Source organism: Alphaproteobacteria bacterium, assembly GCA_016699305.1.
In the GTDB taxonomy this organism is placed as follows: domain Bacteria; phylum Pseudomonadota; class Alphaproteobacteria.
Map to the genome: position 1 here is coordinate 1,394,750 of CP064970.1, position 25,603 is coordinate 1,420,352.

Below are 25,603 nucleotides of genomic sequence, written 5' to 3' on the forward strand. Positions count from 1 at the left end.
ACTTTAAACGGTAGAACAGTCATGGCCAAATTCCAAAGCCAAATAGAGGATAGAATGATAAGCAAGGAGATGAAAGAAAAATATAGAATATATTTTATATATGCGCTGTCTTTGATTGGATCCATGACGTTTTTCGCGACATTCTTTGAGTATTTTACAGGACAATATAGTGAATTTGTCAGTACTTATGCTTTCCGTGAAGGTTGGCATGGCAGTGCGATAATGGAAGTATTTACATCAAGCTCCGTACGCTTTGTCTTGCGCCTATCTTATGTTATTTCCTTCATAGGTCTTTTCTTTTTACGGCGCTGGGGCGTCTATCTTTGTCTTATCGCATGGCTCGGACAGCTTTTGCCAAGCGCCCTATTCTCCCTTCTGCTCGGACACGGCATCGATCAGGGCCATATCTTTTCCTTTGTTTCCTTGCTTGCCTATCTTGCCGTCATCGCTCTTTGTTGGCCTGTCCTTAAACCAGGTCGCGCCTTTCGTTTTTGCGGCGGGGCTTTGCTTGCAGGATTACTTCTGCATACATGCTTCTTTGTGTATATTTTTACGTCTGCCCAAGCCGTTGCAGCCACGGACGACCCTGCTAGGCAGAATCAGCTTTGGCGCGCCGTTAATAATAGCGATACCGAGACGGTAAGATCTTTACTGGCCGACAAAGAATTCCATCCGAGGCTTGCAGGAAAAGGCTGTGGACCGAACGCGATATGCGATCTGATCAGTTATGCAGCTATGGCCAAAAAAGGCGATGTAGAAATCGTGCACATGCTACATCAAGCAGGATCGCCCATTGATCTGCCAGATGGTAGCAGTGGCGATACCCCTATCATTCGCGCAATGCTTTCTGGGCATATAGACATCGCCGAATATCTTGCCAAGGCTGGCATAGACCCGATGAAGGTGAACAGATTCGGCGTCTCAGCTTTTGTCGTGGCATCGGGGGTGGGATCGTCCGCCATTCTAGACGCTATGATAAAATCCGGTGCCCCGGTCAATTTTAGACAGAAACTTCCTGATATGATGGCAAAGGAAGGCAGAGAGGTTATCGATGGGGTGACACCGCTCATGGTTGCCGCCTTCAGTGGAGAAATTGATTTAATCGAATCGCTACTGAAGAATGGGGCCGATCCGTCGCTCGTCGATCAGAAGGGGCGCAACGCCTATTCGTACGCGATATTCGGGAAAAACCCTACGATCGAGCCAAAAATGAGAGAGCTTTCAAAACGCTATGCGTCTAATTAATAGAGGATTCTAGAAGTTTTCTTCAAAGAACGTAAGAACGCCACACTTGTTTCCCGTGCCACCGGATTGTGACGAAACGACACCCGAAATTGCTCAGGCCGTTCTTGGTTTGTGGGCGTGAAGGAGACGTGTGAAAAGCGGAGAGTGAAATTGACTTTCAGTCATTCAGCCGGTAGCTTCCGGCGAACAGTTCTGGAATCAAAAGGAGTTAGATGCAATGGCGCAACAAGAACCCCGCATGCCTACATCCCCCGCCGATACAAGCGCAGCTCCGGATATCTATGATGTGTTTACCTCTGTCTATGAGGATCTTTGTCAGGAAAGACGCCTCGACCAAATCACGCCCGATCGGGTCTGCGCCATAAGGGCCGTCAGTGGTGATGAAGATCCTTTTTGGCGCAAGCAGGCCCTTACGGCGATGGGGTGGGTTGCCGAAAAATTGCCCGGCCTTGTGGGGGAAAACTGGCCCATACATGCGGCATGGGCGGTGATGAATGATCCGATGTATAGTGTTCGCAAATCGGCGTGGGCGGTATTTGCCCCTGTTTTGTGTGCTGTTCCGCAGCAGGCGGTGGAGGATGTTCTGCCGCTCTGCTCGCATGAATCATTGCGCGAACATGTTTCGGCGTTCTGGGTCTTGGGTTCCATCTTGGAGTCTCGTCCCGAAATCTGCGTCTCGAATGCCGCCCTTCGTCAGATAATCGGCGTCAGCCCTGACGACGGGGATCAAGTTGTGTATGCCTCCGCAAAAAGGATGGGGGTGTTTTGTAAAACCTATGATGATCTTCATAGGGAGAACGAACCAAACCAGATCACACCGGATCAAATATCTACCATCGCGGCTGTGGTTCAACACCCGGATCCTTTCTGGCGAGAGCGCGCGGCTAACGCGATGGGACTGGTTGCGCAGGAATTGCCTAGCCTTACGGAAGAAAGCTGGCCCATTTCAATGGCCATGTTAGCAATGAACGATCCCGACCTAAATGTTCGCAAGATGGCAAGGAAAGCACTTGTGCCTGTTTTGGCGGGTGTGCCGTGGAAGAGGCGGACGGCGCAGCGGACTCTGGATGCTGTCATGCCATTCTTCTCCGATGAATCTCCGGATAAACGCGTTTTGGCGTACGGGGTTTTGGGCGTTATCTTGGGTTCTGTCCCCCAAATCTCCCCTTCGAACAGCTTACCCATTCATTCTATAATTGGGGCCGGTTTAGCCGATGACCTCTGCTCGGTACGTGAAGCTGCGGAATTATTGGAATACAACCTACAAGAATCGATGCGATCCGCAAAATCGCCATCGTATCCCTGCGGCTCCCGAAACCCATCTCCTTACGGGCCCTTATTTCGATAAGGCCTGTCAGGCTTTTTCTATTCCTTGATCTGCGCGATTTTCAAACGCCGCGCCCGGGTCAGGATGGTTTCTTCCAGCTTGGCGGCGGTCTCGGTGCCGGGGGTGGTGTCGGCCCATTGGCCGTCCGCCTCGCGCTTTTGCCGGAACACCGTGACCTTCAGCCCGTCGGCGCGCAGCTCGCGGCTGAGGATATAGACGCTGACCTTGACCCGCTCATCGGGGGCCTGGGCGGTGACATACCAATCGGTCAAGATGACGCCGCCAAAGGGATCGGCGGAAGCCAAAGGCATGAAGGACAATGTGTCCAAACTGGCGCGCCACAAATAGCCGTTGACCCCGATGCCCGAACCTTGGTCCTGCGCTTTGCGGTCGGTGCCGAATAAGGTGAAGCCACCCTCTTCGCTGACCACGCTGCCGTATTTTTTATAGTCCTCGGCCTGCTTGTCGGGATAGCTGGATTCGCCGCCCAACCCGCCGCATGCGGCCAGGGTCAGGCCCGCCAGGACAAAAATCAATGAAAGATAAAGAGTTTTCATGGGACGTCCGATTCTGGTCCGATTTGTTCTTTTACAGCAGAAAAACCAGGGCCTTGCAAGGATGTTCGGCATGAAACCATGTCACGCCATCTGTTGTTGATTTGCCACATGCTGTGACGATCCCAGGCGGAAGAGCATTTAAAACTTGAACTTTGGTCCAGGATTCCCAAAATGAACCTTGCGTCCAGGGCTCAGCCCCGCATGGACACAGTGACTTTGATCCAGCAGCAAACGGAGAGCATGCACATGCGTAAGATCCTTTTGGCTACAACAGCCCTCGTGGGCGTGGCCTTATACGGCGGCACCGCCGCCGCGCAGCAGCAGGGGCTGCAGGTGACCATGGGTGGTTACACGGAATTCCGCGCCGGATTCTTCGATGAATCCCGCCGGGCGACCAGTGGCACTCTCGTGAATGGCACCTCGCTGAACCCTCCCTACGCCCCCGGTGACGCCGTTCGCTACACGCGTGGCGGTACGGATTTCGACACCGAGTGGAAGCTCAATGTCGATGCTAAGGGCAAGTCGGCCGAATACAACGTCGAATACGGCGCGCATGTCGACCTGACCAACACCCCGTCGGCCACAGCCTTCAACAGCTTTGTCGCTCAAAACGGCACCATGGTCCACACCGACCAGGCTTATGTCTGGGTTTCGGGCAAGTGGGGCAAGGCTCTGATGGGTGATGAGCATGGCGCCAGCGACTTGTTCGTCACGGCTCCCACCGTCGGCACCGGCCAGACCGGCAACGGCGCGGTGTACACCAACTACCTGAACCCCGGTACGGTGTTTGCCATCTCTCCCAGCTACATTGACTCGGACGAGAACTCCACCAAGATCACCTACTACACCCCCAAGCTGGGCAACGACCAGCACAAGGTGCAGTTTGGTGCCAGCTATGCGCCCAACGCCTTTAACCGGGGCCAGCAGGTTTCGGTCTTCCGTAACCAGATCACCAATGGCAGCGGCAGCTCGCTGTTGCTCTCAGGTCCCGCTGGTGCGGTTCCTTACGAGAACATGTTGGAATTCGGTGGCAAGTATGAAGGCCAGTGGAGCAAGGTTGGCGTCTTGGCCAGCTTCCAGGTCATTGCCGCGGATGACAACAACAAGTACACCCTCAATGGCGTGAACACGGCCCGTGACTTCGTGGGCTATGGCTTGGGCGCTCAGGCGACCTATGCCGGCTTCACCCTGGGCGGCAGCTGGTATGATCCCGGTCGTTATATGACGATCGCTGGTCAGAACAAGGACCAGAGCTCATGGACCATTGGTGGTAAGTACGAGTATCAGAAGGCTGCGGTGGCTGTCAGCTACCTCAGCGGCGAAGGCTACGGCGGTGTGTTCCGCACCCTGCCGACCCCCGCCAACCCGCATGACAACTACGTCAAGAACTACCAGGCCGTGGGCGTGGGTGCTACCTACTCCTTGTTCCCGGGCTTCGTGACGGGTGTTGATGCTGTGTTCTTCGATCAAGACCACCGCGTCATCGGTCATGACAATGACGGTCATGTCGTCGTTCTGTCTCAGCGCGTGAACTTCTAACTGAAGCCCACGCTGTCTTAAAGACAGTACAAAAAACGGAAGGGCCGGTCCGAAAGGATCGGCCCTTTTGCTTGGGTTGATGGAAGGACGTCCTTCTTATATGACGCGCCATGCCGCTCCACACACCCCGCCGCTTACGCTGTCGCTGAACCGCAGACTCTTTTCTGAACCCCAGCGCCTTCGGCCAGGGCCGGAGATGGACTCCCGCTTTCGCGGGAGTGACGCATAAAGAGAGCGGTGGTCACAACGAGCCATGCCATATCCATTTTAAAAACAGCATCTTAGCGAGTCATGCCCGCCCCCGCCTTCGCGAGGGCAGGCTCCGGCGGGCATCCATCACCTGACATTCACGCCTGTGCTGAATCGCAGAGTTTCCCTCTCACAACGCCGGTGCTGCTTGATTGTCTCGGGGGGTGTTTCCAGGGGCCGATGAATTGAAAATATTTCTTTGCCTATAGTCACGATATACTCCCGTAACAGAATTTGTGTTCGAGGAGAGCTGTGTGTTTTTAAAGAACGTGCCCGTAGGCGTTTCAGATGATGGGTATTTGACCAAAGATGGAACAAAACTGGTGGTGTACCGTACTGGCGAAGTAAAAAATGGCGACCGTGATATCCTACTTCATGCCGGGAGCTTGGAAGCCGCCCAAGATCGCTATTATGATTATATTTTTCATATGTATAGGACCAATTGTGCGGATGTTTACTCATCCACTTCGGACTACATACATCGTGTCATGGATGGGCTGCATGAGAAACGCATATCCGCGTACCATATCAAAGCCCAGAACCCTTTATATGTGGCGGACACATGGGACGATGATCCTATTGGTAGCGGGGGATTGTCCATCTTGGGGCCATCTTGGCCGCATCTGTCACAGCCCATGAAGAGTTCATTTGAGAAAGCATTTCTCGGCTTTCGTAATCCCGTGTATGACGAGCATGTCTGCGGGTTGGAACGTAAGTCCATCAAATTTATGAGAAAACAAATTCAAGGTAATCCCACATACAAAGCGCTATTTGACGAGAGAATCGATTACATCACCAACTACCGCCACGATGACAAAGACGCCGCCCAAAATCGGGAAGTGGTCTGGATGTACATGACCCAGAATTTCCACACCTGTTGCCTAAAACACGGATTTGATAACCTTGTATATGAAAATACAAGCGAAGGTTCTCGGGGAGATCTGTCATTTGTGACGTTTCGTCCCGGGCAGTTGATTCCCACGGGCGAGTTCTATGCCTTTGCAGCCTCAATAGCCAGCCAGGCGATTGGTCATGGGGATTGTGAATGGCAAAGAAACGCCCAAGGAAGGACGATCGGGATTAGATGGAATAAGGATCATTCGCCGTGGCAGCGACATGCTCCAGGCGTCCCGCACCATCCTTCCCCTATTTCCCCTCCCCCGCGCCCTTGATGCGGTGGGACAGAGCGGCTTGTAGGAAGGTGTCGATATCGCCGTCTAGGACGGCGGCGGTCGCGCTGGTTTCCACGCCGGTGCGCACGTCTTTGACCATTTGATAGGGCTGCAGCACATAAGAGCGGATTTGGTGGCCCCAGCCGATCTCGGTTTTCTCGGCATCGCGCGCGGCGTCCACGGCTTCGCGTTTGGCCAGCTCCAATTCATACAGGCGCGCTTGCAGCATCTTCATGACTTTGGCGCGGTTTTTGTGTTGTGAGCGTTCCTGCTGACATGCCACCACGATGCCCGTCGGCAAATGGGTGACGCGCACGGCGCTGTCGGTCTTATTCACATGCTGACCGCCCGCGCCCGAGGCGCGATAGGTGTCGATGCGCAGGTCTTTATCCAGAATCTCGATATCGATGGCCTCGTCCACCACGGGGCTGACGGCGACGCTGGCAAAGCTGGTATGGCGGCGCGCGTTCGAATCATACGGGCTGATGCGCACCAGACGATGCACCCCCGCCTCGGTCTTGAGCCAGCCATAGGCGTTGCGGCCCTTGACCTCGATGGTGGCCGATTTGATGCCGGCTTCTTCGCCGGGGCTTTCGTCCAACACGCTGACGGCGCATTTATGGTCTTCCGCCCAGCGCATATACATGCGCAGCAACATTTGCGCCCAGTCTTGCGCCTCGGTGCCGCCTGCACCGGCATTGACCTCTAGGTAACAATCGTTCGGGTCCGCCTCGCCCGAAAGCAGGCTTTCCAATTCGCGCTGAGCCACCTTTTTTTGCAGGTTCAGCAATTGGTTTTCCGCCTCGGCCTGAAGCGCGGCTTCGCCTTCGGCCTCGGCCAGGGCGATCATTTCCAGGCTATCGTGGAATTCCTGATCCAAGGCGCGATAGCCTTCCAAGGCTTCGGACAGACGGGTGCGTTCGCGCATCAAATCTTGCGCGCGGCGCGAATCGTCCCATAGATGCGGGTCCTCGGCGGCGTCGTTCAGTTCAGCTAAGCGTTTTTGTGAGCGATCCCAGTCAAAGAGACCTCCTTAGCAGCTCAAGCGAAGCGCGGATGGCGCTATCGGCTGCTTCAAGTTCGGCGCGCATAGGCGGTTTTCCCCCGGAAAAAATTCCAAGGCCCCAGTTTTCCCTATTCCGCCGCGCGGCGCAAGCTTGCGCCACGCAATTGTGCACGGCCATAAATCGCTTTGACCGAGGCGACCAAGGGATTGAATGTTGCAAATATAAAACGTCCTTGCGTGTTCTAGCTTGCGACGGGTACTAAAAAGACCCAAGTAAGAAAGGACCACGGATGAGTAAGGCTCAGGAAGAAAGCGCGCGCGCCAGCTTGGCCGCTAGATTGGCTCAGGGTGCCATGCGCGGCGATCTAGACGCGATCAGAACCCTTCGGCAGCTTGACGTGCCGATGGTGCAGCCTTGTCATATCGTCGGCAAAGTCGCCGCGTTTCTTTCTCTCGGCCACACGGCCCAAGGGTTCCATCTACCGCCTCGAGACGCCATGCAAGATGTGCTGCGCGAGGCCTCCATCGGCACGCCGTTGCATCACGCGATCACTTCGGCCCAAGTCTGGATCAAGGCTGCCGCGCCGCGTTCTCGTGCGGCCTCCTCATCAAAGATTGTCCGATTGGCGGATTATCGCGCACTCTCTGCTGCGCAAGACACGTTTCGGGACAATATGGCGCAGGTCGTGATCCGTGCCCTTTCAGAAAAGGGCCATGACACGCGCCCTCTGGAAAGAGCCGTGATAGAGGGTACGGAAAGGCAGTTGTTCTTGGAGTCCGTGTGCGACGAAACCAAAAAACGGCAGATCGGATTCAATGCCAATATCCAAGCCCTACGAATCCAACACGCCAAGCAGATCATGGACGGATACGTCACGTGCAAAGTAGTCCCGTATGAGACTATGCAGGGCCAAGCCGCGCAGCTTCGCTTACGGCAAGAACAAGAAGCCAAATATATGTGTCAAGACATGACGAGCAGGCAATTGAGGCTGGAAGAGTCGTTCATCGCTCAACGACAAAAACAGGGTATCCCGCTCTCCCCCAATCAAAGACAGATTTCGGCCACGCGCTCGGATTTGCGGCTGTAGATTGGGAGTTTAAGGAGCCTCAACGCTTTCTCCATCGCCGCAAATCGGCCAGGCTGAACGCGCCCGCGCGCCATGTGATCAGCAGATAGGTCGCGCCGCCTGCGGCCAGCAAGGCGGTTAAGATGGCAGCTTGGACCAGTAAGCCACTTGACGGTAACAAGAAAGGCCGCGCGCCGCATGCCGCGCCATAGACCAGCCCTGACATGACAAACGTGGCAGCCGTCAGCACCACGCCGTTTTTCCGCAAACGCGCATCGGGACGTAGCCAGCCTCGGCCCCAGACGCGATGGGCCAACAGCCCCGCATTCAGCCAAGCTGCCAGGCTAGAGGCCAGGGCGATGCCCACATGCTGCAATACCGGCAACAGCAAGGCGGCCAAGACCATATTGGCCACCACGGCGAACAAGGCGCAGCGCACCGGTAGGCGCGTGTCTTGCCGCGCGAAGGCGTTGGCGGCCAGCAAGCGCACCAACACGGCGGCGGGCATGCCCAGCGCATAGGCGGCCAGCGCCGCCGAGGTGGCGGCGGTGTCGGCGGCGGTAAAGGCTCCGCGCTCGAATAAAACGCGCACGATCGGTTCGGCCGCCGCGATCAACCCGCCGGCGGCGGGCAAGGCCAGAAACAAAGAGGCCTCCATGCCGCGATTGGCCAGATGGCTGGCGGCGTGTTCGTCGCCACGGGCCAGATGTCCAGACAACAGGGGCAGCATGGCCGTGCCGGCGGCAATGCCGATGACGCCCATCGGCAATTGCGCCAAACGATCCGCGTAATACAGCGCCGAGACGATGCCCGCAGGCAGCAACGACGCCAGAATGGTCGAGACCAGGACATTGATCTGGATGGCGCCCGCTCCCAAGGCGCTGGGTGCGATTTGCTTGGCCAGATGCCGCAGGCGCGGAGTCCAGCGCGGCCAGGACCAGCGAAAGGACAGCTTCAAACGCCACACCACCCATAACAGCCAGGCCAGTTGCACCGCGCCCGACGCGGTCAGCCCGCATGTCAGCCACAATTCGGGCGCGCCGCCCAGGAGGATGGCCCCCAGAACCGCCAGGATCATGCAGATATTGAACAAAATAGGCGCGATGGCAGGCGCGGCGAAACGTCCATGCGCGTTCAGCACGCCGCTGAGCAGCGCTACCAGGGAAATTAACACCAGATAGGGAAAGGCGATCCGGCCCAGCGATACGGACAGGGCGAAACGGTCGGCCTCATCCGCAAATCCCGGCGCGATCACGCGGATCACCCAGGGCATGAAAAGAACCATGAGGACACTAAAGATCGTCAATACCAGGATCATCGCGCCCCAGACCTCTGTGATGAAGCTGCGTGCCGACTCTTCGCCCTGTCGCGCTCGTTCAGCGGTATAAAGCGGCACAAAGGCCGTGTTGAACGCGCCCTCGGCGAACAAGCTGCGGAACAGATTGGGCAGACGCTGCGCCACCACCACCGCATCGGCCACCGGCCCCGCGCCCAGTAGGCTTGCGGTCAACATATCGCGCACGAATCCCGCCACACGACTGGCCAATGTCAGTCCACCGATGGTGGAAAAGGCGCGGATGAAGCTCATGAGGATCCCTTAGAGGCGGCTTGGTTGGCTCTCGTGCAAAAGATATAGCCGATGAAGCCGGTGTCTTCACGATATTCCGTTTCTAAGCTTATAGATTCGCAATTCCATGCCTCATCACCGGCTATTCAGATCAAGCGCGAAGGACAGGTGATAGATGCCCGTCTGCGTGGGACTGACTCATGACGGGGGTATGTGGGAAAGAATCTCTTCGTTGTGAAAGTCACCCTCGCGAACGCGAAAGTGAGGGGCCATCATCCCCTTGGCTGATACTGCGAATGCGTGCCGCGACTGCCCATGCTGCCATAGCCTTGGTCGTTGTCCTCGCCCAGCTCGACGCTGGTGCTGGCGACAGTGCTGTCATCGTTGCAGCGAGACATGGTGGCGATCCAGCCTTGCGACACGGCCGGGGGTTTTCCGGCTTCCGCCAGCCAACGGTTTTGCAGCGTGTAGGCTTCGGCCTCTTTCGCGCTTGGGCAGGTATATTTCTTGCCGGAATAGAGCTGGGCGTGATGCACCAATTCATGCACCAGGAAGCTGACGGCGTAATGCGAACGGGGATCCCATAACCGGTCGTCGATCACCACCGTGCCGGGGATATAAGCCCCGCGTGTGCGGGATAATTGAGGTTCAGAGATACGCAGTAGGCTTGAAAACAGGCGATGATCCTTTACGACGCGCGGCACGACCGGCGCATTCACTCCCGTGCGCGCGGATACCCATTGCATCAGTTGCGAGACCGTTTGCGTATCCATCATCGATCCGGGATCGATGGCGGCCTTTGCGTTCGAAGCCGCGCCCAGCAAAGCGGCCACAACCGAAGTCAGGATCAGAAGACGACGCATCAGGATGTTCCGGCTCTTGTATTGATCAGATATAAGAAAGATACGATTAAATAATGAATAGAGGATTAAGCGCCATTTCGCGACGATTTATCTAAAATTTTATTGATTCAGAATACAATAAGTAATATATATAACTATATAATTTGGTTAATAATGCGTTTAATATGATATACTGAGAACTATATACTATAGACCAATACATCATATCGATTACGAATATTACATCATATGGAGCATGTCTTTTGTTAACGATCGAGTGGAGCGATGTGGGCGCATAACAAGCAGCTATATGAAAAATAATGGTTCTTATCCCCATCCCGGCGCGCGCTTGGCCGATGACGAGGCGCATGAACTTTCCTTTCACCTGACGATGAGGAGCTTTCCATATGTATCGTTTGCTTATCTGGCGCAGCGCTTTGCGTCCTTCCCTGAACTTATCTTTGACCGATGAAGGGTCCCTGGCTTCTTTGGTCAACTTCAGTCGCGCTTCGGCGGGGTGGCGCTTTAACGCGCAAGGCGTATTGGAACAGGTGGCGGCCGATCAACCGCGCCACGATACCGACCCAATCAGCCTGACCCCGCGTGGGTTGCTGGTCGAAGAGCAACGCACCAACAGCGTTCGCTCTTCCAACGCCAATGGCGCGTTGACAGGCGTGATAGGGTCGGGCGGGGCCTTGCCGACCAATTGGAGTTATGGGGCTTTGGCGGGGATCACCGTGACGGTGCTTGGCACTGGCAGCGAGGACGGGATTCCGTATGTCGATCTGGGCATATCCGGCTCGGCCACGGGCAGTGTGGTCATCGGCTATGAGGGCGGGAATATCATCGCGGCAGCCAGCGGCGAGACGTGGTCGTCCTCGGCCTATTATCGTTTAACCAGTGGCAGCTTGGCCAATATCGCCCTGATCCATCAATTGGTCGAACGCAACAGCGGCGGTAGTTTGCTGGTGACATCGGATGCGGCCCTTGCTCCCGGCAATGGTCCCTTGCGCACCCAGCGTTCGGGCGTGACTCGCCTGTTCAACCAAGCCAGCACGGCCTATAGCAACTCGCGTTTGTGGGTCTCATGTTCAGGGGCGGTCTCCTTGTCTTTGCGCATCGGATGCCCACAACAGGAGAAAGGCTCGCATGTGAGCAGCCCGATCATCACGGTATCCTCCATCGTGACCCGCGCCGCCGATTCCATGTCTGTATCCAGCCTTGCTGGATGGTTCCAGTCTGCGCATGGCACACTGCGCGTCGAGGCCGAACGCCCCGCCGAGGCCACGTCCTCTGGCGTGTTGGCAGAGTTCAACGATGGCACGGCGCAAAACCGTCTCTCTCTTTTGACTGGAAATAGTTATCAGGTCGGCGTGGTGACGGGGGGAACCAGCCAAGCCTTGATGGGAACGTACTCGCCGGTTGCATCCGGCGTGTTTGGCCTAGTGGGAGCCTGGAAGTCGAACGACTTTGCCGCCGCCTGCTCGACCAACGCCAGTACGGACACGGACAGCAGCGGGACAATGCCGACGGTGACCCAGTTGTATCTGGGCGCGCGCGGAACCAATGACACGGTGTTAAACGGCTGGCTACGCAAAGTTCAATATTGGCCGCGACGACTGGGCAATACGATCTTGCAGAAATGGGCGGCGCAATGACAGGCCAAGCTTTGCCATTTCTTTTGTGCCATCGGTCCGCCCCTTGACCGATCCATGCGGTCATAGTGACGTGGCGAAAGCATGATGCCGCGTGGAATGGGCTATGGTGGTGCGCATCGATCTCGTATGCCTAGGGTCAAGCCGTGATGCGCGCCGTGGGGGTCGGTTGTGCCGGACGACGCCAGGACAGCCAGCCATGGCCGTCGCCTTGAAAGCGCAAGCTGCCTGAAAGGCCCATGGCTTCTAGGGTGTTGGTCCAGGTTTGATGCAAATCGGCGCGTAGGGGATCGGGCAGGGAGTCGCGGCTGCGTACCACCAAATCCAGGCTTTGACGCGGGCGCGACAGGGCGTCCAATTGCATGCGGCCCAAAGCCGATAATTCGATCTCCATCACAAAGCGCGTGGGGCGGTTGGCGTTATCTTTGCCGCCTTCACCTTCGGGATGGGGGGGATCGCGGTGGACATATAGATTCATCATGCTCCATCCGGCGGCGTCTTGCAGCGGCAGGCTGTGTTGACGCCAGGGGCCTGTGCTTGGCTCTTGCATCATCTGGCCGGATGACATTTGGCGCATGGCGTCTTCGATATCTCGTAAGACGGCGGACGGGCCGGATCCGCCCATCTGTCGCAAGGAATCTTCGCTCAGCCATGGCGGCAGTCGCCCGCCGCCGACCGCTGATAACAGGAACAATAAAGAGCCGGGGCCTTGGGGCGAATCCATCTGTGGCAGACGGGCTTGCAGGCCGCTGGCCAAAGCGGGGTGCGAGGCGGCGGCGGCGGCAAGCAAACGCGGCCAATCGGCGCTGCCCATACGAGGGGCGCTGGTGGCGGGCGCTGTCTCTGTCTGCAGCAATACCTGCACGGACTCGCCCGGTTTTAAGGCTAGGGCTTTGTCCAGCACCAGCGCACCGCCGCCGGGCAAGGATAAAACCGCGCGTCCGCCAAGGGCGGCGCCTTGATAGGTCGCGGTCATGGCCGCGCCGGATACAGTTGGTAATCCATCGCCGTCCATGGGCGGGGCGGCGGTGTTGGCGTCCGGAACAGGCATCAAAATCACGCGCACCGCTTGCGCCGTCGCGGGGGTTGTGGGCGTTACGCCGGAAGAGGGGGGCATGCCGGGCAGGGTCGGGCTTCCCTCGGCCTTGGGCAGGCCCGGCACAGATTGACCGATGACGGGCGGCGCGGCGTTGCCGGATATCGGTAAAGATAAGGCGGCTGCGCCTTCGCCCATCACCGGCGACGCGGCAAGCGATCCGCTTATGTTGGACGTGGCGGCGGGCGGCGTATTTGTTCCCAGAACATCGGCCCAACCGATGGGCAGCAGAACGCCCGATAGATTTACACCTGCACGAGGGATGCCGATGCTGGGCACCGTGCCTGGGACGGTGACGTTTTCGGCAAGCATGGGAGGAAGGGCGGCTTTGCCCAGGGTTTGGCCGTTGCCTGCAAATATCTGCGCGCTTTGGCCATCCAAAGACAGGCGCAGCAACACGGAATCCGTGCCGGGCGGCAAGGGGCGCGACAGATCGCCCATAATCGCGCCCAAACTGGTCAAAAGCTGTGTCAGGCTTTGCGCCGGAATGCTGACGACTTGCGCGGGCAGAGGTAAAGGACGGGTGGCCGCTTGCAACGCCTGCTGCACGGCGGGCGGCAAGGACACCACGGCCATTTCGGCCAACATCGTGGGCAAAGTGGTGGGTGCGGCGGCGATCGTCGGCGGCAAGACGGTGGGCAGGGCGTCCACCATGCGCGTCTAGCCTTTTATGTGCGGCGCAAAGGCGCGGCGCAGTTGCAGGGCCAGGGCCTGGACATCCTTGGCCGCCTCGCAGCCTGAGAATCTCTCCAGAAGAGGCGATTGTGCGCGAATGGATTCGCGCACATGGGAATCGCGGCGGATGATCCCGGCCAGGCTTGGCGTATAGGACAAAAAGGACTCGCAGGTTCGCCGAAGCACCGCATGGGTCGCTTCGCCTTCGGCGACGCTGGCGGCCATGTTCACCACGACGCGCATATCGGCCTCGACATTCTCGGCGCGGGCCAGCTTGATAAAGGCATAGGCGTCGGTCAGGGCCGTCGGCTCGTCGGTGGTGACGACCAAACTGGCTTGCGCCATTCCGGCCATCAGGCGGACGGGCCGATCCACGCCCGCGCCCAAATCCAGGATGGTTACGTCGTAACGCCGCGACAATTCCTGCAATTCGCGGCGCAAAGCTACCAGTCGCGGAATCGGCAAGCTGGCCAGATTGCCCGAGCCCGAATGTCCGGCCAGAATGTCGAAGCCTCCGGCGGCATAGGGGAAAACGGCGTTTTCCAACGTCACCTTGTCGTCCAGCACCGCGCCCAAATCCTGTTGGGGGGCCAGGCCCAATTGGATATCGACATTGGCCAGGCCCAAATCGCCGTCGAATAACAGCACATCGGCCCCGCTTTGCGCCAAGGCATGGGACAAGGTGATGGACAGCCATGTCTTACCCACGCCGCCTTTGCCGCTGGCGACGGCCAAGATCACGCCATCGGAAATCGGGGGGGAGAGATGCAAGGAGTCGGTCATGATGGATCACTCTCTTCTCTGTCGTCGGGCCGCAACAGACATTGCGCCAGCTTGGCGGGGTCCAGGATATCCAAACTATCCGCGATATCGGGGCTGGCGCTGGCCTCGGCCAGGGCCAGATGCTCGGCGGCGGTCATCAAGCTGCCCAGGCGGCGCGTGAGGTCAAGGCGCGTGGTCATCATGCGCCGCGCGCCCAGCTTCAGCATGATCTGCGCCAGCTCGGCCGCCTCGTCGCGGTCCAGGCCGGCGGGCAGCACCAGAACCGGCTCGGCATGGCAGGTGCTGGCCAGGCGGCGCAGATGCTCCAGGTCGCGGCGGTGATAGGGGTTGCATCCGGCGGAATCGATCAAGACGGGTCCTTGCCCCTGGTGTTCCAGGGCGGCTTGGCGCAGATCATCGGCCTCGAAGGCCTCGGTCAGGGGGATATCCAGCAATTCCGAAAAGGACTCCCATTGCGCCCGCGCGCCCGCGCGTTCGTGGTCGGCATTGATCACCAAAGGCCGCTGTCCCGCCAACACGGCGCGGGTGGCCAGACGCGCGGTCATGGCGGTCTTGCCCGCGCCGGGCGGACCGATCAGAAGAATGGGCCGCAAGCCGGGAGAGGATTCAAGCGGAGCAAAACGTAACTGCGCGCGCAGCGCCGCCGCCAGCATCGGCGCGGGATCGCCAAAGCCCGAACGCGCGGCCTCCAACAACAATCTTTCCGACATAGCGGGCGGCAGACGATGTTGCGCCAGTTTCATGCCCAGCACGTCCAACGCATCGCCTTCGGCGCGGGCTGGAACTGGGGTCGCGCGCGCCAGATCGGGCGGACGCCAGGGCTGGACGCGGTCGCTTTCCAAGGCGGCGGTCACGCGCACGCCGTCGGCTTCCTCATGCGTGGCCACGATGATGGCGTCTTGTCCCAGCACGGTGCGCACTTGACCCAGGGCGTCTTGCAAGGTGGCGGCTTGGAAGCTTTTGAGGCGCATCTTGGTTTCCTCGCCCCGCTATACTTGGCCAAGGGTTTTAAGACGCGCGCGCGGATGGATCTCGTTTTGCGAGAGCACCACGGTGGACGGACGGAAACGCTCGATGATCGCGCGCACATAGGGGCGTAAGGGACCGCTGACCAACAAAACCGGCGACTCGCCCATCAACGCGTGACGATCAAAGACTTGGCGCACCGCGCCCATGAAGGCTTGCAAGCGCGAGGGCGGCAGGGCCAATTGTCGATCTTCTCCGTCGCCGATCAGGGCCTCGGACAGGTTCTGTTCCCACTCGCCCGATAAGGTCAGCAAGGGGATATAGCCGGCCTCGCCGGTATAGGTGTCGCATATCTGACGCGCCAGACGCGCGCGCACATGTTCGGTCAGGATGGTCAGGTTGCGGGTATGGCCGGCGGATTCGGATACCGCCTCGAGAATCGTCGGCAGGTCGCGGATCGAGACGCGCTCGGTCAGCAGGTTCTGCAAGACGCGCTGCAACGCGCCCAGCGAGATTTGCGAGGGGATGATGTCGGACACCAGTTTCTGATAGGGCTTGTCCATATCGTCCAACAGTCTTTGCACATCGGCATAGCCCAGCAGCTCGGCCATGTTGTCCTTGATGACCTCGGCGATATGGGTGGCGATCACCGTCGGCGGATCGACGACGGTATAGCCCTTGAACATCGCCTCTTCCCGATAGGTCGGATCGATCCACATGGCGGCCAGGCCGAAGATCGGCTCGGTGGTGGCCTCGCCGGGAAGGGCGATGGTCTCGCCCTTGTTCTCCATCGCCAAAAGCATGGCGGGACGCAATTCGCCGCGTCCGGCCTCTAGCTCCTTGACGCGCAGCGTGTAACTGCTGGGCTGAAGCTGCAGATTGTCTTGAATGCGCACGGCGGGCATCACAAAGCCCATATCCTGCGCCAATTGGCGGCGCAGGGCCTTGATCTGCTCGGTCATGCGCTGGCCCGGTTCACCGTTCACCAAGCCGAGAAGCCCATAGCCCAGCTCCAGACGGATCAGGTCGATGGCCAAAGCGCGGGAAATGGGTTCTTCGGCCACCGGCGGGGGCGCTTTTTCAGCGGTGGCGGCGGCATGGGCGGCGGCGGCGCTCTCTGCCCGCGCGCGTGGTAAGCTCCAGGCCATATAGCCGGTCAGGGCCGCCAGAGCCATGAAGGGGATCATCGGCATGCCCGGCAAGATGGCCATGGCACCCATCAAGAAACTGGTCAGGCCCAGCGCTTGGGGATACCCGCCCAGCTGACCGAACAGGGCCTTGTCGGTGCTGCCCGACACGCCCGCCTTCGAGACCAAAAGACCGGCCGAGATAGAGACCACAAGCGCGGGGATTTGCGTGACCAATCCATCGCCCACCGTCAGTCGGATATAGTTATTCGCGGCATCAAGAAAAGTCATATCCTTTTGGGCCATGCCAATCACCATGCCGCCCAGGCAATTGATGAAGGTGATGACAAGGCCCGCCACGGCGTCTCCACGCACGAATTTGGCGGCACCGTCCATGGAGCCAAAGAAACTGCTTTCGTCTTCTAGTTCCTTGCGTCGCTTACGCGCCTCGCCTTCCTCGATCATGCCGGCGGATAGATCCGCGTCGATGGCCATCTGTTTGCCGGGCATGGCGTCCAAGCTAAAGCGCGCCGCGACTTCGGCGATACGTCCCGAACCCTTGGTGATGACCACGAAATTCACGACCGTCAGAATGGCGAATACGATGATTCCGATGACGAAGTTGCCGCTCATGACGAATCCGGCGAAAGCCTCGATGACGTGGCCGGCAGCGGCGGTGCCTTCGTGCCCATGTCCCAAAACCAGGCGTGTCGAGGCCAGATTCAGGGCTAGACGCAATAGGGTGGCCAGCAATAGGACCGTGGGGAAAGAGCTGAACTCCAGCGGCTTTTGGATGAACAGCACGGTCATCATGATGATGACGGAGAAGGTCACTGATATGGCTAGGCCCATATCCAACAGCCATGTCGGCATGGGTAGGATCAAGATGACCAGGATGGTCACAAGACCCATCGCTAGCCAGATATCGGTACGCTTTAGCCAGTTGGGCGCGGCCTCGGCAGGCAGCAACTCGGTCAGGGGCGGCGGTGTGGCCATGGTCTAGGCCCTCGCCTCGTCCGCTTCGATGCCCGGCTGCGGCACGCTGATGCCTTCCGAGCTGTACTGACGCAGTTTATTGCGCAAAGTTCGAATAGAGATACCCAAAAGATTGGCGGTGTGGGTGCGGTTGCCCAGGCAATGGCTTAACGTGCCGATGATCAGATCGCGTTCGACATCGGCCACCTTGCGTCCGACCATGGACAGATCCTTCTTTTCCTCTGCTGATGCCGGATTGGGCGCGGCGGCGGGTGTCGAGCCGGGCATCATGATGGCCTCGGCCTGAATGTCGTCGCCGCGCGCCAACAGAACGGCGCGGTGCATGGTGTTCTCCAGCTCGCGCACATTGCCGCGCCAAGGATGGCGTTTTAAGGCTTCGGCCGCCCCCTCGCTGAGCGGCAAATCGGCCAGGCCGTTGCTCGCGGCGTATTTACGCGCGAAATAAGTGGCCAGAGGCACGATATCCGCCGGGCGTTCGCGCAAAGGCGGCAAAAGCAAGGTCATGACGTTCAGACGAAAGAACAAGTCTTCGCGGAACAGCCCGCCGCGCACTTGGGCTTCCAAATCGCGGTTGGACGTGGCCAGGATGCGGATATCCACCTTGACCGGTTGCGCCCCGCCAATGCGGTCGATCTCTCTCTCTTGCAAGGCGCGCAGTAGCTTGGCTTGCAAGCGCAAATCCATCTCGCTGATTTCGTCCAGCAGCAGCGTGCCGCCATTGGCCTCTTCGAATTTACCGAGCCGTCTTGCGACCGCACCGGTGAAGGCGCCTTTTTCATGGCCGAACAGCTCGGATTCCAGCAAGGCTTCGGGGATGGCGGCGCAATTGACCGAGACGAAAGGCCCCTTGGCGCGTTTGCTTTTTCGGTGGATGTGGCGGGCGATGACTTCTTTCCCTGTTCCGGATTCTCCGGTAATCAGGATCGAAGCGTCGCTGGGAGCCATACGCTCGGCCAGCAAGATGGCCGATTGCATGGCAGGGTCCTCGGCCACCAGAGTGTGGCTTTCCTCGGTCACCGCTTGCAGCATGGCCGCGATCAGCTCGGCATTGGGCGGTAGGGGCAGGTAATCTTTGGCTCCCGCTTTGATCGCGCGCACGGCGGTGGCCGAATCCACCCCGACGCCGCAGGCCACGACCGGCACATGGATACGTTCCGCCTTAAGTGCCGCGATGAAGGCCGAGACGTCCAAGCGCACGTCGCACAGAACCAGATCGGCCCCTTGGCCCGAGCGCAGCGCCGCCAACGCGCCGTCGATCCCCTCGATATGGGCGACGCGCGCACCGCGCCGATGGGCGATGCGGCCGGCTTCGGTGACCGGACCTTCCAATGTGCCGACGATCAGCAGACGCATGATCTTTTATCCCCTTTTTAGCTTTGATGATCGGCCTTGATGATTTCCGTCATGGTGATCCCTAGGCGGTCTTCCACCACCACGACCTCGCCGCGCGCCACCAATCGGTCATTCACATAGATGTCGATGGCCTCGCCGACCTTGCGATCCAATTCCACCACCGCGCCGCGTCCCAGTTTCAGCAACTGGTTGACGGGCATGATGGATTTGCCCAGCACGGCCGAGACCTCGACATTGATCTCGTAAACGGCGGAAAGTTCGCTGACGCTTGCGGTGCCTGCATTCGCCATAGGAACACCGGGTTTCAGCTCTTCCAGACTCAGGTCTTCTTCGGACATGACTTTTCGACTCCTTTAGACGGCAACGTCGGTTGTATTGCGCGAGGTTTCGGTCACGGTTGGCACCATCAACCCGGTGCCGGACGCACGATCGTTCAAGGCACGCGCGGCGGCCTTATCCATCTCGTTCCAGATTTGGCCGGTATCGCGTTCGATTCCTCCATCCGCCCATTCGATGCGGCAGTCGGTTTCGGCCAGGGCGGCATCGGCCAATAGGACCAGTTTGCCCGCATAGGCGGCCTGTTCGGCCAGGCGTTCGACGTTTAAGCGCAACTCGTCCAGGCGGCTGTCATGCACGCGCACCACCAGACGTGTTTCGCCGTGTCGCTCGGCCAGGCATTGCATGATCAAGGCCTCGATCTCGCCCGAGCCTTGGCGCGAGATGAAGTCGGGCAGAATCTTGCGCGCAATGGCCAGAACACAGTCGACGACGGCGGATTCCTGGCGCTTGCACGCCTCGATGGCGTCATCCAGCAGGCGGGCGATCGAGCGTTCCAGATGTGCCAACAGCACCGTCTGACGTTGTGCTGTGCCTTGGGAAGCTGCTTGCGCACCTTCGCGAAAGCCCTCGGCATACCCTTCCTCGCGCGCGGCTTGCACCTGCTCCAGCGTCACCGTCGGCTTGGCGCGCGCGGCACCGCCATCGAACGACGAGTCGAACGATCGGTCGAAAAGAAATTTCGTGCTGGAACTGTCTGCCGTCATGCTGATTTCCGTCCTTAGTAGATCATCTCTTCTTCGTCGTTGTTACGGGCGATGGCGATTTCGCCCTTGGCCGCCAGGTCCTTGGCCGCCTGAATGAGGCTGCCTTGCGCTTCGTCCACGTCGCGCAGACGCACCGGTCCCATGCTCTGTATCTCGTCGCGCAACATCTTGGCGGCGCGTTCAGACATGTTCGAGAAGAACAGGTCGCGCAGCGCCTCGTTTGCGCCCTTGAGAGCAGTGGGGAGTTTGCTCTTGTCGGCCATACGCAAGATCGCCTGGATGGCGGTCGGTGCCAGGCGGGACATATCGTCGAAGGTGAACATCAGCCCCTTAATGCGTTCGGCCGCGTCGCGGTTGCGTTCCTCCAGGGCGCTCAGGAACTTGGCCTCGTTGCTGCGGTCGAGATTATTAAAGATTTCCGCCATCACTTCATGCGCGTCGCGGCGGTTGGTGTGGGCCAGGTTGCTCATGAACTCGGTGCGCAAGGTGCGTTCGATATCGTCCAATACGTCTTTTTGCACCGCCTCCATGCGCAGCATGCGCATGATGACTTCCATGGCGAAGCTTTCGGGTAATTGCTGCAGCACCCGCGCGGCATGGTCGGGCTTGATGCGCGTCATGACCACGGCCACGGTTTGCGGATATTCGTTCTTCAGGTAGTTGGCTAGCAGCGCCTCGTTCACATTGGCCAACTTATCCCACATCGTGCGCCCGGCGGGGCCTCGAATGTCCTCCATGATGCTGTCCACGCGCTGGCGGTCCAACACCTTCATCAGCAGGCGTTCTGTGGATTCCAAACTTCCTACCAAAGCGCCAGACGAAGACATTTGATCGGCAAAGTCCACGAAGAGACGCTCGACCAGATTGGCGCTGATATTGCCCAAATTGGCCATCACTTGGGACAATTCCTTGATCTCGTCATCACCCATATGCTGGATCAAATGCGCGGCATGTTCCTCTCCCAGCGACAGGATGAAGGCGGCGGCCTTTTCGGCCCCCGTTAGTGATCGTATGTCTTCGCGTACGCGGACGGCCATGGCAGCGTGCTTCCCTTAGCTTTCCTGATAGATCCAGTTACGCAAGATGGCGACGGCCTCTTCCGGATGGCGATCGACGATCTCGCCCACCTTGCGCAGCGAGGACGCCTTGACCCTGCCTTCGACGCGGGAAATGTCAATCATCTGTTCCAACGCCGACCCTTCGCCGCCTTCGCCTTCTTGTCCAAGACCCCCGGGCGGCGCTAATTGCATGCGGCCCGATCCGTCGGCTAGCTGAGGTGCACCCGCTCCACCCATGGCACCGCCGCCGCCGCTGCCACCGGCTGGAGAAGGCAGTTCCTCGAGCAAGCGGCGCACTAAAGGGCGAACAACGGTGAAAAACACCAAGAAACCCAGCAAGGTCATGGCCAGCATTTCTGCCAGGTGCATCAAACGGCCCATTTCGCCTTGTGGAATCAGGCCCATGATCTTTTCTTCGGCGGTGCTGGCCCCCAGATCGCTATCGGTAAAGCGCAGATTAGCCACTTCCAGCACATCGCCGCGCTTTTGATCGAAATTGACCGCCGAGCGTACCAGGGCTTTGATCTGATCCAGCTCTTGCGCGCTACGTGCGCGCCAAGTCTCTTTGCCTGCGGCATCCTTTTCCATTACGCCGTCTACCACTACGGAAACCGACAAACGGCGCACCACGCCCGACTCGCGCGTATGGCTGCGCGTGGTGCGGCTGATCTCGTAATTGACGGTTTCTTCGCTGTGGTTTGTGCTGTTCGCGTTGCCTGCGCCCCCGTCTGCGGGTTTGGCGTTGGCGGGCAAATTGGTGCTGACCGATGTCGCGCCGCCCGCGCTGTCGCTGGTCGAGCCTTGCTCACTCGAGGTTTGGGTGGATCGCACGACCTGGCCGTCGGGGTCGTAGCTTTCGGTGCTGGTGGTCACGCGGTCAAAGTCCAGATCCGCCGAGACTTGGGCGCGGACCTTGCCAAAGCCGACCGTGCTGGCTAGCAGCTCTTCGATCTTGCGCTGAACGCCGCGCTCATAAGTGGCGCGTCGGTCATCATTGTTACTGGAATCGCCTGTGCCTTCCGTGGCGCCATCTTGGACGGAGGCCAGCAAGGTCCCCCGGTCATCCACCACCGCGACATGGTTGGGCGATAGACCCGGTACGGCGCTAGCCACCAATTGACGGATTGAGCCGACCTGTTCACGCGCGAGCGGATTTCTTAATTGCAAGAAGACGCTGGCGGTGGCTTCTTGTGACCCTTGGCCGAATAATTCGCGCCGTGGCAGAACCAGATGCACCCGCGCTTTGCTGACGGGGCCCAGCGTGCCCACGGTCCGCGCCAATTCGCCTTCCAGGGCGCGCAGATGGTTCAGGTTCTGGACAAAGCCGGTGACGCCGAAACTGTCCTTCTGGTCGAAGATTTCATAGCCGATTGATCCGCCCCGGGGCAGACCCAGTCCGGCCATCTGCATGCGCAATTTGCCCACCTGGTCCGAGGGCACGCGAATTTCGCTGCCGCCGGCATTGGCTTCATAGGGAATCTTCTGGGCGTCCAATTTGGCGACGATCGCCCCGCCATCGGCAGGGTCAAGGCCGCTATACAGCAAAGCCATGTCGGGCGATGACATGCGCGTCATCAAGAAGGCGAAGAAGGCGACCGTGGCCACGGCTGTGCCGCCGATCACGATCAGTCGCATCCCGCCCAACGAGCGCATGGTCTGGAATATGGCGTCCATCTTCATCTCCCCCTTCCCTGAAGTCATAGGGGGCAGCTGGTGAAGACTCCCTTAACACTGGGCATTTTTTGCCCATCCACAACGAAGATCGTTGAATATCAAAATGTTTTTGGTGGAATTGTGAAGGCGCCGATGCGGTATTTGGTCAGTTCGCAGCTGTTGCCCAAGCCGTCCGACTCGGCCACCAACCCCACGCCGCGCGCGTAATAGCGCGCGCGCCATTCCGTTCGGCGCTCATCCGTGATTTCCGAATCATCGAGCGAAAAATTTTCAAGGCGCATGACTTCTTGAGTTCCTAGGGCAGGAATTTCCATGATTTCGGGGGCCGCAGCCACGCTCATATCCTCGATTTTTTCGCCGGGCTTGGGGGACTGGGCCGCCACGGCCATGGCTTTGTCGGGGCTTTTGGTCGGCGCGACCCAGACGATGCCTTTGGAGTCGGCATAGTAATACATGCTTGCCAGATTCTTATTGTCGCCGATTTGTGTCGTCACGCTTAAATAGCTCAGCCCGTTGCGGATGGTGGGTTCTGTGCCCAATGTGACGGTCTTGGTGAACGGGTCTTCGCCTTTGGTCGTGCAACGATAGGTCCAGCGGCTTTCGACATGCAAGGGAAAGTAGGACTCGTTGATCGTGCGGGTTTGCGCATGGGCGACGGCACTCGTCATCAGGCTGCATGCCAATCCTGCTATGGCGGTGTGACTAAAACAAGACATCGTCATGAGGCGATCTTCTCCGAATGGGAAGACGGAGGCATGGAGTCCGAGCCTGTCTCGGGCGAAGACAGCAAATAGACCCTTTGGCCGGGTTCGCGCACGGCCAGGCCCGCCAGCTCCAGCTCTAACAAGGCGGTCAGCACGGCGGCTGGGTTCAGGTCGCAGGCGCGGATCAGATCGTCGATCTGCACGGGGCTTGGTCCCAACAAGCCGCCCAACAGCAGACGCGCCTCGGCCACGTCCACATCCGTGCAATGGCCTTCCGCTTCGCTTTGCTTAAGAGCTGAGGTCGAAATCTCGTTCAATTGACGGGGACGCGCGGCGTTCAGGACGTTTAAGATATCGGCGGCGTTTTCGACCAGATTGGCCCCTTGGCGCAATAGGCCGTTGCTGCCTTTGCAGCGCGGATCAAGCGGCGAGCCGGGCACGGCGAATATCTCGCGCCCCTGGTCCAAGGCGCGTTGGGCTGTGATTAAAGAGCCGGAGCGATCCGCCGCTTCCACCACCACGACGCCCAAAGACAGGCCCGAGATGATGCGGTTGCGGCGCGGGAATAAGCGGGCCTGAGGGTCGGTGTCGAGAGGCATTTCGCTGATGATGGCACCCGTTTGCGAGATCAGAGCGTGCAGATCGGCGTTTTCGGGCGGATAGATGACATTCGCGCCGCAGGCCATGACGGCGATGGTGCCGCTGACCAAGGCGGCGCGGTGCGCCGCCGCGTCCATGCCGCGCGCCAGCCCCGATACCACGATGATTCCCGCCGCGCCCAGGTCACGCGCCAATTGTCCCGCCATGCGCTGGCCATTCAGCGAGGCGTTGCGCGCGCCCACGATGGCCACGCAGCGTTGTTGCAGCAAGTGCCCGTGGCCCAGAACGGTCAATAAAGGCGGGGCGTCCTCGGTCGCGGCCAGACTTTCGGGGTAATCCGGCTCGTCCCAGGCGATCAGCTTGGCACCGCAGCGTTGATGGGCGTCGATCTCGGCTTGGGCCTTGGTCTTATCGAATGGCCGCAGCGGCGAGCCGCGTCCACCACGTCGTGCAAGATCGGGCAGGGCATCGAGTGCCGCCGCCGCGCTGCCATAGCGGCGCAACAGATTACGAAACGTAATCGGCCCCACGCCCTCGGTACGCGCCAGGCGCAACCAGTCGAGTCGCTGGGCATCGGTCAAGGGGCGTGTGGGCATGAGCTATCCTTTAGCGGCGCGTGGCAATGCGCGGCTCTTCGCCCCGCAGCAATCGGCGAATATTGTCGCGGTGTCGCCAGACAACCAATGTGACAATCAGCAGCACCCCCAACAAGATTGGGGCGGGCATGTCCAGCAAGACGGCACCTATTCCTGCAGCCGCCATCATCATCAACGCGGCCAGCGAGGAATAGCGCGTGGTAGCGGCCACGATCAGCCAGACGGCGGCGGCGATGCCGCCCATCAAAGGCGACCAGGCCAGGAAGACGCCCAGCGCCGTCGAGACGCCCTTGCCACCCTTGAATTTCAGCCAAACAGGAAACAGATGCCCCAACACAGCGCCTAAGCCAGCCAGAAAGGCCGTCCAACCTGGCGCGTGGGGCAGCAAGTCGGGCCAGGCCTGCGCCATGCCACTGGCCAGAATCACGGCAACCGCGCCCTTGGCGGCATCCAGCAGCAAGGTGGCCAGGGCCAAGCCCCGATGGCCGGTGCGCAACACATTGGTCGCGCCGATATTGCCCGAACCGATGCTGCGCAGGTCCGGCGTTCCCGCCGCGCGTGTCAGCACCAAGCCAAAAGGGACGCTGCCCAGCACATAGCCTAAACCCAGCGGCACCAGGGCAGACAGAAGAGATATGGACATGTATTCCTCAAATTACTTATGTGCGGGGCTAAGGCGCGTAGTATAAGGCGGAACGCGACGTTT

The 25,603-nt window shown here is 59.2% G+C and carries 22 protein-coding genes; 6 read left to right on the forward strand and 16 right to left on the reverse strand.

Annotation, left to right across the window (positions count from 1 at the left end; translation table 11 throughout):
* Positions 1–21: 21 nt before the first annotated feature.
* The gene (locus IPI58_06635) at positions 22–1,245 is read left to right on the forward strand and encodes an ankyrin repeat domain-containing protein (GenBank protein QQR68519.1); all 1,224 of its coding nucleotides are present in this window, start codon (positions 22–24) and stop codon (positions 1,243–1,245) included.
* Positions 1,246–1,462: 217 nt separating this feature from the next.
* Entirely contained in the window at positions 1,463–2,593 is a 1,131-nt protein-coding gene (locus IPI58_06640) for a hypothetical protein (GenBank protein ID QQR68520.1), read from the forward strand.
* Between the two features lie 17 nt (positions 2,594–2,610).
* Here IPI58_06640 and IPI58_06645 read toward each other — a convergent pair whose 3' ends face one another.
* Positions 2,611–3,129: a DUF3576 domain-containing protein gene (locus IPI58_06645; GenBank protein ID QQR68521.1), complete on the reverse strand. Its 519-nt coding sequence runs from the start codon at positions 3,127–3,129 to the stop codon at positions 2,611–2,613.
* A 246-nt stretch (positions 3,130–3,375) separates the two neighbouring features.
* Here IPI58_06645 and IPI58_06650 point away from each other — a divergent pair, with 246 nt between their 5' ends.
* Positions 3,376–4,668: a porin gene (locus IPI58_06650; protein ID QQR68522.1), complete on the forward strand. Its 1,293-nt coding sequence runs from the start codon at positions 3,376–3,378 to the stop codon at positions 4,666–4,668.
* Between the two features lie 503 nt (positions 4,669–5,171).
* Complete coding sequence (locus IPI58_06655) at positions 5,172–6,089, forward strand: hypothetical protein (GenBank protein ID QQR68523.1); 918 nt, start codon at positions 5,172–5,174, stop codon at positions 6,087–6,089.
* On the opposite strand, the gene prfB is transcribed toward IPI58_06655, so the two are convergent.
* Positions 6,064–7,180, reverse strand: a protein-coding gene (gene prfB / locus IPI58_06660) for a peptide chain release factor 2 (GenBank protein ID QQR68524.1) whose coding sequence is annotated in 2 segments (ribosomal slippage) — positions 6,064–7,110 and positions 7,112–7,180 — 1,116 coding nt in all. Because the reading frame shifts where the segments join, the coding sequence is not laid out codon by codon here. The genes IPI58_06655 and prfB overlap by 26 nt on opposite strands.
* A 205-nt stretch (positions 7,181–7,385) precedes the next feature.
* Between prfB and IPI58_06665 the strand changes: the two genes are divergently transcribed.
* On the forward strand, positions 7,386–8,183 hold the full coding sequence (locus IPI58_06665) for a hypothetical protein (GenBank protein ID QQR68525.1): 798 nt from the start codon (positions 7,386–7,388) through the stop codon (positions 8,181–8,183).
* 19 nt (positions 8,184–8,202) lie between these two features.
* On the opposite strand, the gene murJ is transcribed toward IPI58_06665, so the two are convergent.
* Together murJ and IPI58_06675 are read right to left on the reverse strand one after the other, a co-directional pair.
* Positions 8,203–9,750 carry a murein biosynthesis integral membrane protein MurJ gene (gene murJ, locus IPI58_06670; GenBank protein ID QQR68526.1) on the reverse strand — a complete coding sequence of 516 codons (1,548 nt, stop codon included), beginning with the start codon at positions 9,748–9,750 and terminating at the stop codon, positions 8,203–8,205.
* A 251-nt stretch (positions 9,751–10,001) separates the two neighbouring features.
* Positions 10,002–10,592, reverse strand: a complete 591-nt coding sequence (locus IPI58_06675; GenBank protein ID QQR68527.1) for a hypothetical protein — start codon at positions 10,590–10,592, stop codon at positions 10,002–10,004.
* Between the two features lie 386 nt (positions 10,593–10,978).
* On the opposite strand from IPI58_06675, the gene IPI58_06680 reads away from it, so the two are divergent.
* Positions 10,979–12,229: a hypothetical protein gene (locus IPI58_06680; protein QQR68528.1), complete on the forward strand. Its 1,251-nt coding sequence runs from the start codon at positions 10,979–10,981 to the stop codon at positions 12,227–12,229.
* 136 nt (positions 12,230–12,365) lie between these two features.
* Here IPI58_06680 and IPI58_06685 read toward each other — a convergent pair whose 3' ends face one another.
* The 12 genes from IPI58_06685 to plsY form a co-directional block, all read right to left on the reverse strand.
* On the reverse strand, positions 12,366–13,976 hold the full coding sequence (locus tag IPI58_06685; protein ID QQR68529.1) for a hypothetical protein: 1,611 nt from the start codon (positions 13,974–13,976) through the stop codon (positions 12,366–12,368).
* Positions 13,977–13,982: 6 nt separating this feature from the next.
* A complete protein-coding gene (locus IPI58_06690; GenBank protein ID QQR68530.1) occupies positions 13,983–14,780 on the reverse strand; it encodes a MinD/ParA family protein in 798 nt (265 codons plus the stop codon).
* The gene (locus IPI58_06695) at positions 14,777–15,751 is read right to left on the reverse strand and encodes a hypothetical protein (GenBank protein ID QQR68531.1); all 975 of its coding nucleotides are present in this window, start codon (positions 15,749–15,751) and stop codon (positions 14,777–14,779) included. The genes IPI58_06690 and IPI58_06695 overlap by 4 nt, the downstream gene beginning before the upstream one ends.
* An 18-nt stretch (positions 15,752–15,769) precedes the next feature.
* Complete coding sequence (gene flhA / locus IPI58_06700; GenBank protein ID QQR68532.1) at positions 15,770–17,869, reverse strand: flagellar biosynthesis protein FlhA; 2,100 nt, start codon at positions 17,867–17,869, stop codon at positions 15,770–15,772.
* Positions 17,870–17,872: 3 nt separating this feature from the next.
* Positions 17,873–19,222 (reverse strand): sigma-54-dependent Fis family transcriptional regulator, encoded by a 1,350-nt coding sequence (locus tag IPI58_06705; GenBank protein ID QQR68533.1) that lies wholly within the window; start codon positions 19,220–19,222, stop codon positions 17,873–17,875.
* Positions 19,223–19,239: 17 nt separating this feature from the next.
* On the reverse strand, positions 19,240–19,560 hold the full coding sequence (gene fliN, locus IPI58_06710) for a flagellar motor switch protein FliN (protein ID QQR68534.1): 321 nt from the start codon (positions 19,558–19,560) through the stop codon (positions 19,240–19,242).
* A gap of 15 nt (positions 19,561–19,575) precedes the next feature.
* Positions 19,576–20,265 (reverse strand): hypothetical protein, encoded by a 690-nt coding sequence (locus IPI58_06715; GenBank protein ID QQR68535.1) that lies wholly within the window; start codon positions 20,263–20,265, stop codon positions 19,576–19,578.
* A 14-nt stretch (positions 20,266–20,279) separates the two neighbouring features.
* Positions 20,280–21,302: a flagellar motor switch protein FliG gene (fliG, locus tag IPI58_06720; GenBank protein ID QQR68536.1), complete on the reverse strand. Its 1,023-nt coding sequence runs from the start codon at positions 21,300–21,302 to the stop codon at positions 20,280–20,282.
* Between the two features lie 15 nt (positions 21,303–21,317).
* Positions 21,318–22,997: a flagellar M-ring protein FliF gene (fliF, locus tag IPI58_06725; GenBank protein ID QQR68537.1), complete on the reverse strand. Its 1,680-nt coding sequence runs from the start codon at positions 22,995–22,997 to the stop codon at positions 21,318–21,320.
* Between the two features lie 98 nt (positions 22,998–23,095).
* Complete coding sequence (locus IPI58_06730) at positions 23,096–23,665, reverse strand: hypothetical protein (GenBank protein QQR68538.1); 570 nt, start codon at positions 23,663–23,665, stop codon at positions 23,096–23,098.
* Between the two features lie 50 nt (positions 23,666–23,715).
* Positions 23,716–24,897: a DNA-protecting protein DprA gene (dprA, locus tag IPI58_06735; GenBank protein ID QQR68539.1), complete on the reverse strand. Its 1,182-nt coding sequence runs from the start codon at positions 24,895–24,897 to the stop codon at positions 23,716–23,718.
* Between the two features lie 10 nt (positions 24,898–24,907).
* On the reverse strand, positions 24,908–25,540 hold the full coding sequence (plsY, locus tag IPI58_06740) for a glycerol-3-phosphate 1-O-acyltransferase PlsY (GenBank protein ID QQR68540.1): 633 nt from the start codon (positions 25,538–25,540) through the stop codon (positions 24,908–24,910).
* Between the last annotated feature and the right edge of the window lie 63 nt (positions 25,541–25,603).

What these genes read in the sequence shown, in the direction of transcription:
- IPI58_06635 (QQR68519.1), top strand. Translation starts at nt 22, where the DNA reads ATGGCCAAATTCCAAAGCCAAATAGAGGATAGAATGATAAGCAAGGAG.
- IPI58_06640 (QQR68520.1), top strand. Translation starts at nt 1,463, where the DNA reads ATGGCGCAACAAGAACCCCGCATGCCTACATCCCCCGCCGATACAAGC.
- IPI58_06645 (QQR68521.1), bottom strand. Translation starts at nt 3,129, where the DNA reads ATGAAAACTCTTTATCTTTCATTGATTTTTGTCCTGGCGGGCCTGACC.
- IPI58_06650 (QQR68522.1), top strand. Translation starts at nt 3,376, where the DNA reads ATGCGTAAGATCCTTTTGGCTACAACAGCCCTCGTGGGCGTGGCCTTA.
- IPI58_06665 (QQR68525.1), top strand. Translation starts at nt 7,386, where the DNA reads ATGAGTAAGGCTCAGGAAGAAAGCGCGCGCGCCAGCTTGGCCGCTAGA.
- murJ (QQR68526.1), bottom strand. Translation starts at nt 9,750, where the DNA reads ATGAGCTTCATCCGCGCCTTTTCCACCATCGGTGGACTGACATTGGCC.
- IPI58_06675 (QQR68527.1), bottom strand. Translation starts at nt 10,592, where the DNA reads ATGCGTCGTCTTCTGATCCTGACTTCGGTTGTGGCCGCTTTGCTGGGC.
- IPI58_06680 (QQR68528.1), top strand. Translation starts at nt 10,979, where the DNA reads ATGTATCGTTTGCTTATCTGGCGCAGCGCTTTGCGTCCTTCCCTGAAC.
- IPI58_06685 (QQR68529.1), bottom strand. Translation starts at nt 13,976, where the DNA reads ATGGTGGACGCCCTGCCCACCGTCTTGCCGCCGACGATCGCCGCCGCA.
- IPI58_06690 (QQR68530.1), bottom strand. Translation starts at nt 14,780, where the DNA reads ATGACCGACTCCTTGCATCTCTCCCCCCCGATTTCCGATGGCGTGATC.
- IPI58_06695 (QQR68531.1), bottom strand. Translation starts at nt 15,751, where the DNA reads ATGCGCCTCAAAAGCTTCCAAGCCGCCACCTTGCAAGACGCCCTGGGT.
- flhA (QQR68532.1), bottom strand. Translation starts at nt 17,869, where the DNA reads ATGGCCACACCGCCGCCCCTGACCGAGTTGCTGCCTGCCGAGGCCGCG.
- IPI58_06705 (QQR68533.1), bottom strand. Translation starts at nt 19,222, where the DNA reads ATGCGTCTGCTGATCGTCGGCACATTGGAAGGTCCGGTCACCGAAGCC.
- fliN (QQR68534.1), bottom strand. Translation starts at nt 19,560, where the DNA reads ATGTCCGAAGAAGACCTGAGTCTGGAAGAGCTGAAACCCGGTGTTCCT.
- IPI58_06715 (QQR68535.1), bottom strand. Translation starts at nt 20,265, where the DNA reads ATGACGGCAGACAGTTCCAGCACGAAATTTCTTTTCGACCGATCGTTC.
- fliG (QQR68536.1), bottom strand. Translation starts at nt 21,302, where the DNA reads ATGGCCGTCCGCGTACGCGAAGACATACGATCACTAACGGGGGCCGAA.
- fliF (QQR68537.1), bottom strand. Translation starts at nt 22,997, where the DNA reads ATGGACGCCATATTCCAGACCATGCGCTCGTTGGGCGGGATGCGACTG.
- IPI58_06730 (QQR68538.1), bottom strand. Translation starts at nt 23,665, where the DNA reads ATGACGAGTGCCGTCGCCCATGCGCAAACCCGCACGATCAACGAGTCC.
- dprA (QQR68539.1), bottom strand. Translation starts at nt 24,897, where the DNA reads ATGCCCACACGCCCCTTGACCGATGCCCAGCGACTCGACTGGTTGCGC.
- plsY (QQR68540.1), bottom strand. Translation starts at nt 25,540, where the DNA reads ATGTCCATATCTCTTCTGTCTGCCCTGGTGCCGCTGGGTTTAGGCTAT.